Source organism: Hydrogenophaga palleronii NBRC 102513, from assembly GCF_001571225.1.
GTDB lineage: Bacteria > Pseudomonadota > Gammaproteobacteria > Burkholderiales > Burkholderiaceae_C > Hydrogenophaga > Hydrogenophaga palleronii.
Map to the genome: position 1 here is coordinate 138,104 of NZ_BCTJ01000006.1, position 15,778 is coordinate 153,881.

At 67.3% G+C, this 15,778-nt stretch carries 14 protein-coding genes and 1 tRNA gene; 9 read left to right on the forward strand and 6 right to left on the reverse strand.

Going from position 1 to position 15,778, the window contains the following annotated elements:
• Positions 1-11 precede the first annotated feature (11 nt).
• Positions 12-1,172 carry an SMP-30/gluconolactonase/LRE family protein gene (locus tag HPA01S_RS06975; protein ID WP_306307112.1) on the reverse strand — a complete coding sequence of 387 codons (1,161 nt, stop codon included), beginning with the start codon at positions 1,170-1,172 and terminating at the stop codon, positions 12-14.
• A 104-nt stretch (positions 1,173-1,276) separates the two neighbouring features.
• Here HPA01S_RS06975 and HPA01S_RS06980 point away from each other — a divergent pair, with 104 nt between their 5' ends.
• Entirely contained in the window at positions 1,277-4,180 is a 2,904-nt protein-coding gene (locus HPA01S_RS06980; RefSeq protein ID WP_066268196.1) for a valine--tRNA ligase, read from the forward strand.
• Between the two features lie 114 nt (positions 4,181-4,294).
• Here HPA01S_RS06980 and HPA01S_RS06985 read toward each other — a convergent pair whose 3' ends face one another.
• From HPA01S_RS06985 to cysM, 4 genes are all read right to left on the reverse strand, one after another.
• Complete coding sequence (locus HPA01S_RS06985) at positions 4,295-5,344, reverse strand: NAD(P)-dependent oxidoreductase (RefSeq protein WP_066268197.1); 1,050 nt, start codon at positions 5,342-5,344, stop codon at positions 4,295-4,297.
• 48 nt (positions 5,345-5,392) lie between these two features.
• The gene (locus HPA01S_RS06990) at positions 5,393-5,620 is read right to left on the reverse strand and encodes a sulfurtransferase TusA family protein (RefSeq protein WP_066268198.1); all 228 of its coding nucleotides are present in this window, start codon (positions 5,618-5,620) and stop codon (positions 5,393-5,395) included.
• Positions 5,621-5,696: 76 nt separating this feature from the next.
• The gene (locus tag HPA01S_RS06995; protein WP_066268202.1) at positions 5,697-6,257 is read right to left on the reverse strand and encodes an NUDIX domain-containing protein; all 561 of its coding nucleotides are present in this window, start codon (positions 6,255-6,257) and stop codon (positions 5,697-5,699) included.
• Between the two features lie 22 nt (positions 6,258-6,279).
• On the reverse strand, positions 6,280-7,182 hold the full coding sequence (cysM, locus tag HPA01S_RS07000) for a cysteine synthase CysM (protein ID WP_066268204.1): 903 nt from the start codon (positions 7,180-7,182) through the stop codon (positions 6,280-6,282).
• 40 nt (positions 7,183-7,222) lie between these two features.
• On the opposite strand from cysM, the gene HPA01S_RS07005 reads away from it, so the two are divergent.
• Positions 7,223-7,307 (forward strand) — tRNA-Leu (locus HPA01S_RS07005).
• Positions 7,308-7,471: 164 nt separating this feature from the next.
• Here the strand turns inward: HPA01S_RS07005 and HPA01S_RS07010 are convergent.
• Complete coding sequence (locus HPA01S_RS07010) at positions 7,472-8,005, reverse strand: MarR family winged helix-turn-helix transcriptional regulator (protein ID WP_066268206.1); 534 nt, start codon at positions 8,003-8,005, stop codon at positions 7,472-7,474.
• A gap of 138 nt (positions 8,006-8,143) precedes the next feature.
• Between HPA01S_RS07010 and badH the strand changes: the two genes are divergently transcribed.
• The 7 genes from badH to HPA01S_RS07045 are packed head-to-tail and all read left to right on the forward strand — an operon-like array spanning position 8,144 to position 15,614.
• The gene (gene badH / locus HPA01S_RS07015) at positions 8,144-8,911 is read left to right on the forward strand and encodes a 2-hydroxycyclohexanecarboxyl-CoA dehydrogenase (protein WP_066268208.1); all 768 of its coding nucleotides are present in this window, start codon (positions 8,144-8,146) and stop codon (positions 8,909-8,911) included.
• Positions 8,912-8,943: 32 nt separating this feature from the next.
• Positions 8,944-9,726 carry a 2-ketocyclohexanecarboxyl-CoA hydrolase gene (gene badI, locus HPA01S_RS07020; RefSeq protein WP_066268210.1) on the forward strand — a complete coding sequence of 261 codons (783 nt, stop codon included), beginning with the start codon at positions 8,944-8,946 and terminating at the stop codon, positions 9,724-9,726.
• A 19-nt stretch (positions 9,727-9,745) separates the two neighbouring features.
• Positions 9,746-10,903 carry a cyclohexanecarboxyl-CoA dehydrogenase gene (aliB, locus tag HPA01S_RS07025; RefSeq protein ID WP_066268211.1) on the forward strand — a complete coding sequence of 386 codons (1,158 nt, stop codon included), beginning with the start codon at positions 9,746-9,748 and terminating at the stop codon, positions 10,901-10,903.
• Positions 10,904-10,953: 50 nt separating this feature from the next.
• Positions 10,954-12,597, forward strand: a complete 1,644-nt coding sequence (gene aliA / locus HPA01S_RS07030; protein ID WP_066268213.1) for a cyclohexanecarboxylate-CoA ligase — start codon at positions 10,954-10,956, stop codon at positions 12,595-12,597.
• Between the two features lie 47 nt (positions 12,598-12,644).
• Positions 12,645-13,634 carry a Bug family tripartite tricarboxylate transporter substrate binding protein gene (locus HPA01S_RS07035; RefSeq protein ID WP_066268217.1) on the forward strand — a complete coding sequence of 330 codons (990 nt, stop codon included), beginning with the start codon at positions 12,645-12,647 and terminating at the stop codon, positions 13,632-13,634.
• A gap of 20 nt (positions 13,635-13,654) precedes the next feature.
• Positions 13,655-14,437: an enoyl-CoA hydratase gene (locus HPA01S_RS07040; protein ID WP_066268220.1), complete on the forward strand. Its 783-nt coding sequence runs from the start codon at positions 13,655-13,657 to the stop codon at positions 14,435-14,437.
• Positions 14,438-14,453: 16 nt separating this feature from the next.
• Positions 14,454-15,614, forward strand: a complete 1,161-nt coding sequence (locus HPA01S_RS07045) for an acyl-CoA dehydrogenase family protein (RefSeq protein WP_066268221.1) — start codon at positions 14,454-14,456, stop codon at positions 15,612-15,614.
• Positions 15,615-15,778 lie beyond the last annotated feature (164 nt).

Genomic DNA, 15,778 nt, shown 5'->3' on the forward strand with positions numbered 1-15,778 from the left:
CGCCTGCCGGCTCAGCGCGGCAGGTCGGCCGGCCGCGGCAACCAGCCGAGGGCCCTGGCGTGCAGGCTCTGCACGTAGAGCCGGTCGGCGGTTTCGGTGAGGCCGGTCGTGTCGGGGTAGGCGCCTGCGGGGTCCTGCCAGTCGGCCACCACGCGGCCGTCTTCGGTGAAGGCGAACACGTGGCCGTATGCCTTGGGTATCGGCCAGGCCGCGCGTGGCAGCCGCAGCGTGATCTCGCGCAGCAGCGGCCGGGCCGCCATGCGGTCGATCACCGGGTTGCGCGGCTTCACCAGGCCGACCCAGAAACGCCCGGCCTCGCCGCGCATCAGGTTGTCGGGGTAACCGGGCAGGTTGTCGAGCAGCACGCGCGCACCACCGGCCGGCCCGTTGGACAGGTCCAGCTCACGCGCCCGGGCCGGAATGGCCCAGATGCGGTAACGCCCGGTCTCGGCCACCAGCAGCGTCTGCTCGTCGGCAGAAAGCGCGATGCCGTTGGCAAAGGACAACCCATGCGCCACCCGCTCGGTGCTGCCGCTGGCGCTGTCGTACACCAGCACGCGGCCGGTGGCGGACTGCTCCAGGATGTCGAGCACGCTGGCCTCGAAGGTGCCACCAAAGGCCTGGGCACCGAAACGCGTGGAGGCGTCGGTGAAGAACATCTGCTCGGGCGTCTCCGGCCGCCGGCTCACCACCACCGCGTCGGCGTAGCGCACCGGGTCGTCGCGCCACCGGGCGCTCAACACCGTGACCGCGCCCTGCGGATCCACCCGCAACAGGCCGCGCAGGGCATCGGCCGCCACCAGCCGGCCCGCGCGGTCGAAGTCAAAACCGAGCACGCGCCCGCCGGTGTCCACATGGGTCTGCAGCTGCGTGCCGTCGGGCGCCATGCGCAGTACCTTGCCGCTGGCCACGGTGGTGTACAGCAGGCCGTCGGGGCCGAGCAGCACCTGCTCCGGCCCTTCTTCGCCACCCAGGTCGATCTGCTGCAGCCCGGCCAGCCGGGTGTTGGCGGCGTGCGCGCCGCTGTAGCCGGGCGCCGGTGGCGCCGCACGGGCACCGGCCAGAGCAGCAGATAGGCCACCAGCAGCACGGCGGCGAGCAGCAGGAACAGCAGCGCTTTTTTCATGGGGTCTCCAGAGTGGGCCGAGGGTCTGTGCGGTCCAGTCTGGCACTGGCGGGGCCGCCAGCCTGTCGCCCGGGTGGCCCGTAAAATCAAGCACTTCCCGCTGCGCCGGGCCACTCCCGAAACTGCCCGGACTTACCCCCGATTCCCACCATGTCCCAAACGCCCGCCCAACCCGGCCTCGACAGCCTGTCCAAATCCTTCGAACCCGCTCCGCTCGAAGCCCGCTGGGGCCCCGAGTGGGAGCAGCGCGGCTACGGTGCCGCGGGCTTTCGCGGCACCGGGGTACCCGAGGCCGGTGCGCCCTCGTTCGCCATTCAGCTGCCGCCACCGAACGTGACCGGCACCCTGCACATGGGCCACGCGTTCAACCAGACCATCATGGACAGCCTCACGCGCTACCACCGCATGGCGGGCGCGAACACGGTCTGGGTGCCCGGCACCGACCACGCCGGCATCGCCACCCAGATCGTGGTGGAGCGCCAGCTGAAGACCCAGGGCATCAGCCGCCACGACATGGGACCGACGCCGGCCGAGGCGCGCAAGAACTTCGTCGCCAAGGTCTGGGAGTGGAAGGAACAGAGCGGCAACACCATCACCTCGCAGATGCGCCGCATGGGCGACAGCGTGGACTGGGGCCGCGAGTACTTCACCATGGACGACAAGCTCAGCATCGTCGTCACCGAAACCTTTGTGCGCCTCTACGAGCAGGGCCTGATCTACCGCGGCAAACGCCTGGTGAACTGGGACCCGGTGCTCAAGTCCGCCGTGTCCGACCTCGAAGTGGAGAGCGAAGAGGAAGACGGTTTCCTCTGGCACATCGCCTACCCGCTGGCCGACGGCAGCGGTTCGCTCACAGTGGCCACCACCCGCCCCGAAACCCTGCTGGGCGACGTGGCGGTGATGGTGCACCCGGAAGACGAGCGCTACACCGCACTGATCGGCAAGCTGGTGAAGCTGCCACTCTGCGACCGTGAAATTCCGGTGATCGCCGACGACTACGTGGACCGCGCCTTCGGCACCGGCGTGGTGAAGGTCACGCCCGCGCACGACACCAACGACTATGCGGTGGGCCAACGCCACGGCCTGCCCATCATCGGCGTGCTCACGCTGGACGCGGCCATCAACGAAAACGCGCCTGCCAAGTACCAAGGCATGGACCGCTTCGTCGCCCGCAAGGCGGTGGTGGCCGATCTGGAAGCCGCCGGCCTGCTGGTGGAGACCAAGAAGCACAAGCTCATGGTGCCGCGCTGCGAGCGCACCGGCCAGGTGATCGAACCCATGCTCACCGACCAGTGGTTCGTCGCCATGCAGTCCAAGGGCAACGAGAAGAACACCAGCGGCACCTCCATCGCCGACAAGGCCATCGCCGCCGTGCAGTCGGGCGAGGTGACCTTCGTGCCCGAGAACTGGGTCAACACCTACAACCAGTGGATGAACAACATCCAGGACTGGTGCATCTCGCGCCAGCTCTGGTGGGGCCACCAGATCCCGGCCTGGTACACCGAAGACGGCCAGGTGATCGTGGCGCGCAACGAAGCCGATGCACAGGCCCAGGCACCGGGCAAGACGCTCACGCGCGACCCCGACGTGCTCGACACCTGGTACTCCTCGGCCCTGGTGCCCTTCAGCACCATGGGCTGGCCGAACCAGGGTGACAGCGCCACCGACGACTACAACCTCTACCTGCCATCCACCGTGCTGGTGACGGGCTACGACATCATCTTCTTCTGGGTCGCCCGGATGATCATGATGACGTCCCACTTCACCGGCCGCGTGCCGTTCAAGCACGTCTACATGCACGGCCTGGTGCGCGACGCACAGGGCCAGAAGATGAGCAAGAGCGAAGGCAACGTGCTCGACCCGGTGGACCTGATCGACGGCATCGCGCTCGCGCCCTTGCTCGACAAACGCACCACCGGCCTGCGCAAGCCCGAGACCGCGCCCAAGGTGCGCAAGCAGACCGAGAAGGAATTCCCCGACGGCATTCCGGCCTACGGCGCCGACGCGCTGCGCTTCACCTTCGCCGCACTGGCCTCGCTGGGCCGCAACATCAACTTCGACAGCAAGCGCTGCGAGGGTTACCGCAACTTCTGCAACAAGCTCTGGAACGCCACGCGCTTCACGCTGATGAACTGCGAAGGCCACGACTGCGGGCTGATGGAACACACCAAGGCCGACTGCGAAGTGGGCAGCAAGGCCCACGGCTACATGAGCTTCAGCCAGGCCGACCGCTGGATCAGCTCGGCGCTGCAGAAGGTGGAAGCCGAGGTGGCCAAGGGCTTTGCCGAGTACCGGCTGGACAACGTGGCGAACGCGATCTACGACTTCGTCTGGAACGAGTTCTGCGACTGGTACCTGGAAATCGCCAAGGTGCAGATCAACACCGGCAACGAGGCGCAACAACGCGCCACGCGCCGCACGCTGATCCGCACGCTCGAGGCCATCCTGCGCCTGGCCCACCCGATCATTCCCTTCATCACCGAAGAGCTGTGGCAGAAGGTCGCGCCCGTGGCCGGCCTGCCGGGCGCCTCGGTCAGCGTGGCGAAGTACCCGCAGGCGCAGCCGGAAAAGATCGACGAGGCGGCCATCGCCCACGTGGCCGAGCTCAAGGCGCTGGTGGACGCCTGCCGCGCCCTGCGCAGCGAGATGAACGTGTCGCCCGCAACGCGCCTGCCACTCTACGTGCTGGGCAACACCGCTTTCATGCAGTCCGCCGGCCCGGTGCTGCAGGCCCTGGCCAAGCTGAGCGAGGTGCGCGTGTTCGACGACGAGGCCGCCTGGGCCGCGGCCGCGCAAGCCGCCCCGGTGGCGGTGGTGGGCCAGGCCCGCCTGTGCCTGTTCATGGAGATCGACGTCGCCGCCGAAAAGGCCCGCCTGGGCAAGGAAGCGGCGCGCCTGGAAGGCGAGATCACCAAGGCCAACGGCAAACTCTCGAACGAAGCCTTCGTCGCCAAGGCGCCACCGGCGGTGATCGAGCAGGAGAAAAAGCGCGTGGCCGATTTCGGCGCGACGCTGGACAAGGTGCGCGAGCAGTTGCAACGCCTGGGCGCCTGAGCAGCGGCACCGTCAACGAGAGGAAGCCCATCCAGAGACACTGCGGAACCGGCTTTGCCGGGCCGCTGGTGTCGCCCCCTGGAGGGTGACGCACCGCCGGTGCGGCGCGGGGGGTTAGCCCCGATGCATTGCGATCGAGCTCCACTGCGACGGTGACACCGCCTGTGGATCGCTGCTCGTCGTGTCCTGGTAGTCCACGTTGTCCAGCACCGAAAAATCGCTCAGGCGGTTTTCGTGGTGCGGCACGGCCTCGGGCGAGAGCGTCTCGTGGATGCGGTGTGCCAGGTACCAGCTGGCACGCAGCTTGGCTTCGCGCGTGTGTGAACCCAGGCGCGGTGTCAGGTGCAGGTTGGGAATGCCGTGCAGCGGCGTGCCTTCGGCCGCGAACTGCGGGTTGGCACCATCGAGCAGGCAGGCGTCGATGCGACCATCGCACAGCGCCAGCGCCAGCGCCTCGGCGTCGAACAGCGCACTGCGGCTCACGCCGACCCACAGCTGGCCCGGCTTGCAGTGGTTGAGCAGGCGTTCGTTGATCCAGCCGCGGAAACGCGAGGCATAGACCATCTGCAGCGAGATGGCGTCGGAATGCGCCATCAGGTCGTACTGCGACACCGGCTCGACCTTGAGCTTGTCCCAGATGTCGGACGCGTGGTGCACCGCCGGGTCGTAACCCAGCACGCGCACGCCCAGGCTGCGCAGCATCGGCGCCAGCGTGTGGGCCACCGGCGCCAGGCCGAGCAGGCCAACCGTGCTGCCCGAGAGCTCACGGCCCATGCGCACCTGCGAAATCTTGCGCCCCAGCAAAGCGCTGACCATGCCGCGGCGGTACAGCATCAGCAGACCGTAGAGCACGTACTCGGCGTTCGAGCGCACCGTGGCGCTGCGCGCCTGCAGCACGCGCACATTGCGCCGCGCGCAGGCGTCGAGGTCGGTGTTGTCGCTGGAGATCTGCATGCGCGCCACCAGCTCGAGCTTCGGCGCGAAGTCCAGGAATTCACTGGACACCACCACGTGCGGCGGCAGCACGATGGCGCGGGTCTTGTAGGTGCACTTGCGCAGCGCGACGAGATCGTCGGCCAGCTCGGGCATGAAGCTGACCTCGTGCCGCTCCTGCAGCCAGGCCAGGGCCTCGGGCACAAGGGGATCGAGCAGCAGGACTTCCATGGTGGGCAGGGCGGATGGAGGTGGTTGAACCGGTGCGCCTGCCTGGAATCAGCGGCGCTTGAGCAGGGTGACGTGGTCGCTGCCGACCGTCTGCTGTTCGACCAGCATGTTGCCCGTCTGTTTGGCAAACGCCTGGAAGTCGCGCACCGAACCCGCGTCGGTCGAGATGACCTTCAGCGTCTGGCCGCTCAGCATGTCGGCCAGGGCCTTTTTCGCTTTGAGAATGGGCAACGGGCAGTTCAGGCCGCGGGCATCGAGTTCTTTGTCGGCAGTCATGGGGGGGGGGTATTCCTGGGATGGGGGTGATTCTAAGCCGCGCACGGCGGGCGGCGCACGCCCGGGCCCTGCCCCGCTAACCGGCGCTGTCGGCTGAACCCGCGGCGGGTTTCTGCACCAGGTCTTCCAGGAAGACCGGCTCGTGCCCCTGTTGCCGCAGCCACTGCGCCAGCGCCAGGCCGGTGCCGGCGCGCCAGCAGCGCACCTGCGCGGGTGGCACGAGCTTGTAGTCAACCAGCTCGGGCGACAGCCGCACCTCGCCATGCGCACGCGCGTGGTAGGTGATGATGACCTGGTTCATGCGCTGGAAATCGTGCACAGCCACCAGCGACAGCGCGTCCACACTGAGAGACGTTTCTTCGCCGATCTCGCGCCGGATGCCCTCTTCCGGCGTTTCGCCGGCCTCCATGAAGCCGGTGATGAGGCCGTACATCTTCGTTGGCCAGGCGGCATTGCGCGCCAGCAGGATCTGGCCGTCGAGTTCGACGATGGCCGCCAGCACCGGCGTGGGGTTGTTCCAGTGGGTGAAGCCGCAGGACGGGCAGCGCAGGCGCTCGGTGAGGCCACCGTCTTCCTGCATGGCGATCATGGCCAGCGGCGTGGCGCAGGCGGGGCAGAACCGGAAAGCGGTGCTCATGGCAGCGTGCGTCCAGTGCGGCTCAGGCCGGAAACACGCCCGTGGACAGGTAACGGTCACCGCGGTCGCAGACCACGAAGACGATGGTGGCGTTCTCCACCTGGTTGGCAATCTGCTGCGCCACCCACAGGGCGCCGGCCGCCGAGATGCCGCCGAAGATGCCTTCTTCGCGCGCCATCTGGCGGCACATTTCTTCCGCGTCCGACTGGCTCACGTAGACCAACTCGTCGACCGCGCTCGGGTCGTAGATGCGGGGCAGGTACTCGGTCGGCCATTTGCGGATGCCGGGGATGCGCGAACCCTCGCTGGGCTGGGCGCCGACGATGCGGATCGCCGGGTTCTTTTCCTTCAGGAAACGCGACACGCCGGTGATGGTGCCGGTGGTGCCCATGGCGCTCACGAAGTGGGTGATGCGCCCGCCGGTCTGCTCCCAGATTTCGGGGCCGGTGGTCTCGTAGTGGATGCGCGGGTTGTCGGCGTTGGCAAACTGATCCAGCACCCGGCCCTTGCCGTCGGCCTGCATCTTCTCGGCCAGGTCGCGCGCCGACTCCATGCCACCGCTCTTGGGCGTGAGGATGAGCTCGGCACCGAAAGCCTTCATGGTCTGGGCGCGCTCGATCGACAGGTCCTCCGGCATGATCAGCACCATGCGGTAACCCTTGATGGCGGCAGCCATGGCCAGCGCAATGCCGGTGTTGCCCGAGGTGGCTTCGATCAGGGTGTCGCCGGGTTTGATGTCACCGCGTTCTTCGGCGCGCTTGATCATCGACACCGCCGGGCGGTCTTTCACCGAGCCGGCAGGGTTGTTGCCTTCGAGCTTGCCCAGGATCACGTTGCCACGCGCCTGGTTGCTGGCCGCGCCCAGCCGTTGCAGGGCGACCAGCGGGGTTTTGCCGATGGCGTCTTCGATCGTCGGGTAGTTCATCCCCAGCACTGTGCCATAATTTCCGATCCCCCATCCAGACGCCCGGGTGGTGAAATTGGTAGACGCGCCGGACTCAAAATCCGGTTCCGAAAGGAGTGTCGGTTCGATTCCGACCCCGGGCACCAGGCGATCACTCTGCAGTGATCTTCCTCGTCTCAGCAGGGTGCCTCCCTCGGCGTTTCCGCCAGGCAAGCGCACCCGAGGCAACCAACCCGTCCCCTCTTCCAGCCGGATGCATTTGCCATAGCGCCAACGGCATGTCGGGTCGCGGCGTCGTGCCGCGCGCCCCCTATGCGCCGCCCTGGTCTGCGGGCGTTTCCGCTTCGTTTCCGCCGTTGACCCAGTCTGTGTCCAGGCGCTGCATGTTCTCCAGGATCTTCAGCAGGTAGTGCAGCGTGTGGGTCACGTCGTTGACCGAGAAGTCGCCCAGGATGTCTTCGTAGTACGCCTGGATCTTGGGCTGGGCCAGCACGTGCCAGACGTGCCGCCCCGATTCGGTCATGGACACGAGGCGCGAGCGGCGATCGCGTCCGTCCGGGGCAATGGCCACGTGTCCGTCGCGCTCCATGCGGCTGATGAGGCCCGACAGGTTTTGCCTGCTCACCATCAGGTACTTGGCCAGGTCGCCCATGCTCATGCCGCCTTCGGCCTTCTCGCGCGACAGCGCGCCCAGCACCGCCCATTGCTGCGTCGTCAGCCCTTCTGCCTCCACGGCGCGTGACCCCGTTTTATGCAACATGTTTGCACATTGGTAGAGCCTGAAAAACAACCTGTTGGCCAGATCCAGCTTGGTTGAAAGGGGTGATTGACTGGAGTTAACCATGATATTCGCCAAAAATGTGGGCTTGCGCATGCCGCGCATGCGATCTAGAATTGCGTAAACATATTGACCTATGTGGGTCGTGAACACGGCGAATCATCGGACAACCCGACAACCCTGACAACCTCCAGAGGACAAGCAATGAAGCGATTCGAACACAAGACCATCGTCGTGACCGGTGGCGGCGGCGGCATCGGCGGGGCGACCTGCCTGCGGTTTGGCAAGGAGGGCGCGCGCGTCGCGGTGTTTGACCTCAACCTCGAAGCGGCCGAGAAGGTGGCGGCGCAGATCCGCGCCGACGGCGGAGTGGCGCAGGCGCTGAAGTGCGACATCACGGACCGCGCCAGCGTCGACGCTGCCGTGGCGGCCACCGAGGCCCAACTCGGCCCCATCGACGTGCTGGTCAACAACGCGGGCTGGGACGTGTTCAAGCCCTTCACCAAGACCGAGCCGGCGCAGTGGGACAAGCTGATCGCCGTCAACCTCACGGGTGCGCTGCACATGCACCACGCGGTGCTGCCGGGCATGGCGTCACGCAAGGCGGGCCGCATCGTCAACATCGCTTCCGACGCGGCGCGCGTGGGCTCCAGCGGCGAGGCGGTGTACGCCGCGTGCAAGGGTGGTCTGGTGTCGTTCTCCAAGACCGTCGCCCGTGAGCATGCGCGCCACGGCATCACCGTGAACGTGGTGTGTCCCGGCCCGACCGACACGGCGCTCTTCGCCGAATACAAGGAAGGCGCGGGCAACCCCGAGAAGCTGATGGAGGCGTTCACGCGCTCCATTCCCCTGGGCCGCATCGGCCAGCCCGGCGACCTGCCGGGCGCCATCCTGTTCTTCGCCAGCGAGGACGCTGCCTTCGTCACCGGGCAGGTCCTCAGCGTCTCGGGCGGCCTGACCATGAACGGCTGACCCTCCGCCTTTCCGCATCAAAAGAGAAAACCATGAACTTCGAAGACATCCTGTACGAGGTCCGCAACGGCGTGGCCTGGATCACCATCAACCGCCCGGACAAGATGAACGCGTTTCGCGGCACGACCTGCGACGAGATCATCAAGGCGCTGAACAAGGCGGGTTACGACCGCAACGTGGGCTGCATCGTGCTGGCCGGCGCCGGCGAGAAGGCGTTCTGCACCGGTGGTGACCAGTCGGCGCACGACGGCAACTACGACGGCCGCGGCACCATCGGCCTGCCGATGGAAGAGCTGCACACCGCCATCCGCGACGTGCCCAAGCCGGTGATCGCCCGCGTGCAGGGCTTCGCCATTGGCGGCGGCAACGTGCTGTGCACGATCTGCGACCTGACGATCTGCTCCGAGAAGGCGATCTTCGGCCAGGTCGGCCCCAAGATGGGTTCGGTCGATCCAGGCTACGGCACCGCTTTCCTCGCCCGCGTGGTCGGCGAGAAAAAGGCGCGCGAGATCTGGTACCTGAACAAGCGCTACTCCGGCCAGGAAGCCGTGGACATGGGCCTGGCCAACCTCTGCGTGCCGCCCGAGAAGCTGGACGAGACTGTGCAGGAATGGGCCGAGACCATCTGCGAGCGCAGTCCCACGGCCATCGCCATCGCCAAGCGCAGCTTCAACATGGACACGGCCCACCAGAGCGGCATTGCCGGCCTGGGCATGTACGCGCTCAAGCTCTATTACGACACCGACGAGTCGCGCGAAGGCGTCAATGCGCTGAAGGACAAGCGCAAGCCCGAGTTCCGCAAGTACGCCAAATAAAGAGCGCTGGAGACCGACGATGAATCCCAATCCCTACATTGGCGAAGACCTGCAGGCGCTGGCCGAAACCGTCCGCCGCTTTGCCCAGGACCGGGTGGCTCCGGGCTTTCTGGAGCGCGACCGCAGCCGCGTGCTCGACCGCGCCCTGCTGCGCGAGATGGGGGAGCTGGGCTTCATCGTGCCCGAGCTGCCGGAAGCGTTTGGCGGCCTCGGCATGGGGTGTCTGGCGGCCGGCGTGGTGCACGAAGAAATTGCGCGCGCCGACCTGAGCTTTTCCTACCTCAACCTGCTGGCCTCGCTCAACAGCCAGATCCTCTCGCGTTACGGCCAGCCCGAAGTGGTCACCCCGTGGCTGCGCAAGCTGGTGGCGGGCGAGGCGGTCTGCGCCATCGCACTCACCGAGCCGCGTGGTGGTTCCGACGCCGCGAACTTGCGCCTGCGTGTGGAGCGGGTGGGCGACGAGTACGTCATCAACGGCGAGAAAACCTCCATCTCGGCTGCCGACCAGGCCGACATCACCGTGGTGTTCGGCCGCACGGGCACGCCGGAATCGGGCGCGCACGGCGTCACGGCGCTGCTGGTGCCGATGGACCTGCCGGGCGTCACCACCAGCCGTTTCGATTGCCATGGCCAGCGCGCCATCGGGCGTGGCTCGATCTTCTTCGAGAACGTGCGCGTGCCACTGAACCACCGGCTGGGCGACGAGGACAAGGGTTTCGTGCAGGTCATGCACGGCTTCGATTTCTCGCGCTCGCTCATCGGCCTGCAGTGCCTGGCGGTGGCCCGTGTGGCGCTGGAAGAAACCTGGGAATACATCACCCAGCGCCAGGCCTTCGGCCAGCCGCTGTCGGCCTTCCAGGGTGTGACGCACCCGCTGGCGCAGTACGACACCGAGGTGGAGGGCGCGCGCCTGCTCTGCCTGCAGGGCCTGTGGCTCAAGGACAAGGGCCTGCCGCACTCCGCCGAGGCCGGCATGGCCAAGTGGTGGGGCCCGAAGCTGGCCTACGACGTGATCCACCAGTGCCTGCTGTGTTACGGCCACGGCGGCTACGACCGCGGCCTGATGGAACAACGCCTGCGCGATGTGCTGGGCTTCCAGATCGGGGACGGCACGGCCCAGATCATGAAAACCATCATCGCCCGCGCCCGTGCGGGCCGCAAGTTCGTGCCCGCCTGACACGGCCAGGGGCCTCTGCCCCTTTCTGACAAAAAAGAGGAGACAACACCATGGACTTCGACGCTGTTCTGCTGCCGCCGCGCCGCGCGCGCATGATCGACCAGGGCTTCTGGCACGACCGCACCATCAACGACGACCTCGACGCCTGCCTCGCGGCCTGCCCCGACAAGCTCGCGCTGACCGCGGTGCGGGTCGATTCGGGCGAGACGCGGCGCTTCACCTACCGCGAGTTGGCGCAAATGGCCGACCGCATCGCCGTCGGGCTGTCGCGGCTCGGCGTGGGGCGCAACGACGTGGTGGCCTGCCAATTGCCGAACTGGTGGCAGTTCACGCTGACGTATCTGGCCTGCTCGCGCATCGGTGCCGTCATCAACCCGCTGATGCACATCTTCCGCGAGCGCGAGCTGTCGTTCATGCTCAAGCACGGCGAGGCCAAGGTGCTGATCGCGCCGAAATCGTTCCGGGGTTTTGATTTCGAGGCCATGGTGACGGGCCTGCAACCCAGCCTGCCCGATCTGCGGCGCGTGGTCATCGTCGATGGCGAGGGGCGCAACAGCTTCGAGGCGCTGCTGAGCGGCCCCGAGTGGGAGCGCGCGGCCGATGCGCCAGACATCCTCACGCGCAACCGGCCCGGGCCGGACGACGTGACGCAGCTCATCTACACCTCGGGCACCACCGGCGAGCCCAAGGGGGTCATGCACTCGGCCAACACGGTGATGGCCAACATCATCCCGTACGCGCAGCGCCTGCAGCTCGATGCGGAGGACGTGGTCCTGATGGCGTCACCGATGGCACACCAGACCGGCTTCATGTACGGGCTGATGATGCCCATCATGCTCAAGGCCAGCGCGGTGCTGCAGGACATCTGGGCGCCGCAGAAGGCCATTGAGCTGGTCCGCGCCGAGAAGGTGTCTTTCACCATGGCCTCCACGCCCTTCCTCACCGACCTGGCGAAGACGGTCGCGGAAAGCGGGCTGAGCGTGCCCACGCTGCGCAGCTTCCTGTGCGCCGGCGCGCCGATTCCGGGCCCGCTGGTGGAGCAGGCGCGCGCCGCGCTCGGCGCCAAGATCGTGTCCGCCTGGGGCATGACGGAGAACGGTGCCGTCACCCTGACGCAACTCGATGACGACGACGAGCGCTCGTTCAGCTCCGACGGCTGCCCGCTGCCGGGCGTGGAAGTCAAGGTGGTGGACGTGGAGGGCAACAGCCTGCCCGCCGGTGAACCGGGCAAGCTGCTGCTGCGCGCCTGCTCCAACTTCGGTGGTTACCTGCGCCGCCCCCACCTCAACGGCACCGACGCCGACGACTGGTTCGACACCGGAGACCTCGCCCGCATCGACGAGCGCGGATACATCCGCATCACCGGCCGCAGCAAGGACGTGATCATCCGCGGCGGCGAGAACATCCCCGTGGTGGAAATCGAGTCGCTGCTCTACCGCCACCCGGCCATTGCCATGGCGGCCATCGTCGCCTACCCCGACGACCGCCTGGGCGAGCGGGCCTGTGCGGTGGTGGTGCCCAAGCCCGGCCAGCAAGTTGACCTCGCCGACATCCAGGCGTTCATGAAGGCGCAGAAAGTGGCCATCCAGTACATCCCGGAGCGCCTGATCGTGCGCGACGCGATGCCGTCCACGCCGTCCGGAAAGATCCAGAAATTCAAGCTGCGCGAGATGCTGCAGGACGACCCGTCCTGAAACGGCACACAGCACGTTTTCATCCACCACCACAACGGAGACAAACCATGAAGATCCACACACTGGCCCGCCGCTTGCGTCAGGCCACCCTCACGCTGTGCGCCCTCGGCGCGGCCGGGGCGCTGCAGGCGCAAACCCCGGCAACCTGGCCCACCAAGACCGTGCGCATCGTGGTCGGCTTTGCGCCGGGCGGCAGCACGGACGTGATGGCCCGCATCCTCGCGCAAGCCATCGGCGAATCCATCGGGCAGCCGGTGATCATCGAGAACAAGCCGGGCGCCAGCGGCAACATCGCGGCCACCGACGTGATTCGCGCCGCGCCGGATGGCTACACCTTCCTGATCGCGCCCACCTCGGTCGAGACCGCCAACCCGTCGCTGTTCAAGTCCAACATCCTGCCCTCGCGCGACCTCACGCCCGTCGGCGGTGTGGGCAAGACGCAGATGTACCTGGTGGCCAAACCACAGATGGAGGCCAAGGACGCGCGCGACCTCGTGGCGCTGGCCAAGGCGCAGCCGGGCAAGCTGTCCTTCGCCTCGGCCGGCGCGGGCACGCCGCCGCACCTGGCGTGTGAGCTGTTCAAGCTGGCGACCAACACCTTCATCACCCACATTCCCTACCGCGGTGCCGCGCCGGCATTGCAGGACGTGATGGGCGGCCAGGCCGACTTCGTCTGCGATCCCGGCATCTCCTTCCCCCACATCCGCTCGGGCAAGGTGAAGCTGCTGGGTGTGGTGAGCGCCAAGCGCTCGCCGTTCTTCCCCGACGTGCCCACCGTGGGCGAACAAGGCTTCCAGGGCGCCGACCTCGACATCTGGTTCGGCATGTGGGCGCCCAACGGCACACCGCCGGACGTCATCACCCGCATGGACCGCGAACTGGCCAAGGCACTGGCGCTGCCCGGCACCAAGACCCGCTACGCCGACCTGGGCGCCGAGCCGGTGCCACTGCCCACCGCGGAGTTCAAGACCTTGCTGAGCAACGAGGGCAAGCTGCTGTCCACGCTCATCAAGGAACAGAAGATCGCCGTCGACTGAACCCGAGACCTGAGCCCGAGATGAACCTGCAAGACCAACCCGTTCTGGTGGAGACGCGCGGCCGCGTCGGCCTGATCACGCTGAACCGGCCACGGCAGCTCAACGCCCTCAACGACGCCCTGATGGACGCGCTGGGCGAGGCGCTGCTGGCCTTCGATGCCGACCCCGGCATCGGCGCCATCGTCATCACCGGCAGCGCCAAGGCGTTCGCGGCCGGGGCCGACATCGACGCCATGGCGGATTGGTCTTTCATGGATGTCTACCAGGGCGCCTTCATCACCCGCAACTGGGAAACCATCCGCCGCGTGCGCAAGCCCGTGCTGGCCGCGGTGGCGGGTTTTGCCATGGGGGGCGGCTGCGAACTGGCGCTGGCCTGCGACATCATCGTCGCAGCCGAGTCGGCGAAGTTCGCGCTGCCCGAAATCAAGCTCGCCATGCTGCCCGGTGCCGGCGGCACGCAGCGCTTGCCCCGCGCCATCGGCAAGGCCAAGGCGATGGACATGTGCCTCTCGGCCCGCACGCTCGACGCGGCCGAGGCCGACCGCTACGGCCTGGTCTCGCGTGTGGTGCCCGACGCCGAACTGCTGGAGCGCACCCTGGCCCTGGCCGGGCAGATCGCGAGCTTCTCGCTGCCCGCGCTCATGGCCATCAAGGCGGCGGTCAACCGCGCCTGGGAAAGCCCGCTCACCGAAGGCATCCTGTTCGAGCGCCACGCGCTGTACGAACGTTTTGCCAGCGCCGATGCCCACGAAGGCATGCACGCCTTCCTGGACAAACGCACGCCCGAATTCCAACACCGCTGAATGGCCCAACGAACCCATGTCCCTCGACGCCGAATCCTTTGACATCCTGCTGCCCACCCTCCAGCGCTTCGTGAACGAGCGCCTGGTGCCGGCCGAGAACCACCTCGAAGAACACGACGAGGTGCCGGCCGACCTCATCGAAGCCATGAAGGAGATGGGCCTGTTCGGCCTCACCGTGCCCGAGGAATACGGCGGCATCGGCCTGTCGGTGAGCCAGGAGGTGCTGGTCAACTACGAGCTGGGACGCACCGCGCCGGCCTTCCGCTCGGTGTTCGGCACCAACATCGGCATCGGCTCGCAGGGCATCCTGATGGACGGCACGCCCGAGCAGAAAGCCACGTACCTGCCCAAGGTGGCCAGTGGTGAACTGATCATGTCCTTCGCGCTGACCGAGCCCGACGCCGGCACCGACGCGGCCTCGCTCAAAACCCGCGCCGAGCTCGATGGCGACCACTACGTGCTCAACGGCACCAAGCGCTTCATCACCAACGCGCCGCGCGCCGGCGCCTTCACGCTCATGGCCCGCACCGGCGGGCCGGGCGCGGGCGGTGTCTCGTCCTTCATCGTGCCGGCCGGCAGCCCGGGCCTCAAGCTCGGCAAGAACGACAAGAAGATGGGCCAGCGCGGCACCAAGACCTGCGACGTGATCCTGGAGAACGTGCGCGTGCCGGCGGCCAACATCATCGGTGGCGTGCCGGGCCAGGGTTTCAAGACCGCGATGAAGGTGCTGGACCGCGGCCGCCTCAACATCTCGGCCGTCTCCTGCGGCCTGGCCTCGCGCATCCTCGACGAATCGCGCCGCTACGCGCGCGACCGCAAGCAGTTCGGCAAAGCCATCGGCGAGTTCCAGCTGATCCAGGCCATGCTGGCCGACAGCCAGGCCGAATTGCTGGCGGGCTGGTCGCTGGTGAAGGACGTGGCGCAGCGCTTCGACGGCAAACCCGCCCACGCGTCCGACCCGGACATCTCGATGCGCGTCTCGTGCGCCAAGCTCTTCGCCACCGAGATGGTGGGCCGCGTGGCCGACCGCGGCGTGCAGATCCACGGCGGCGCCGGCTACATCAACGAATACCCGGTGGAGCGCTTCTACCGCGACGCACGCCTGCTGCGCCTGTACGAAGGCACGACGCAGGTGCAGCAACTCATCATCGGCCGCGAACTGCTCCGCCAGGACTGAAGCGCCGCCCGCCAAACCCCTTCAAGGAACCACCCATGGCCACGCCCAAAACCCGCTTCAACTGGGAAGACCCCTTCCACCTCAGCCAGCAACTGACCGACGACGAACGCCAGGTGCAGGACGCCGCCCGCGCCTACTGCCAGGAGCAGTTGCTGCCGCGCGTG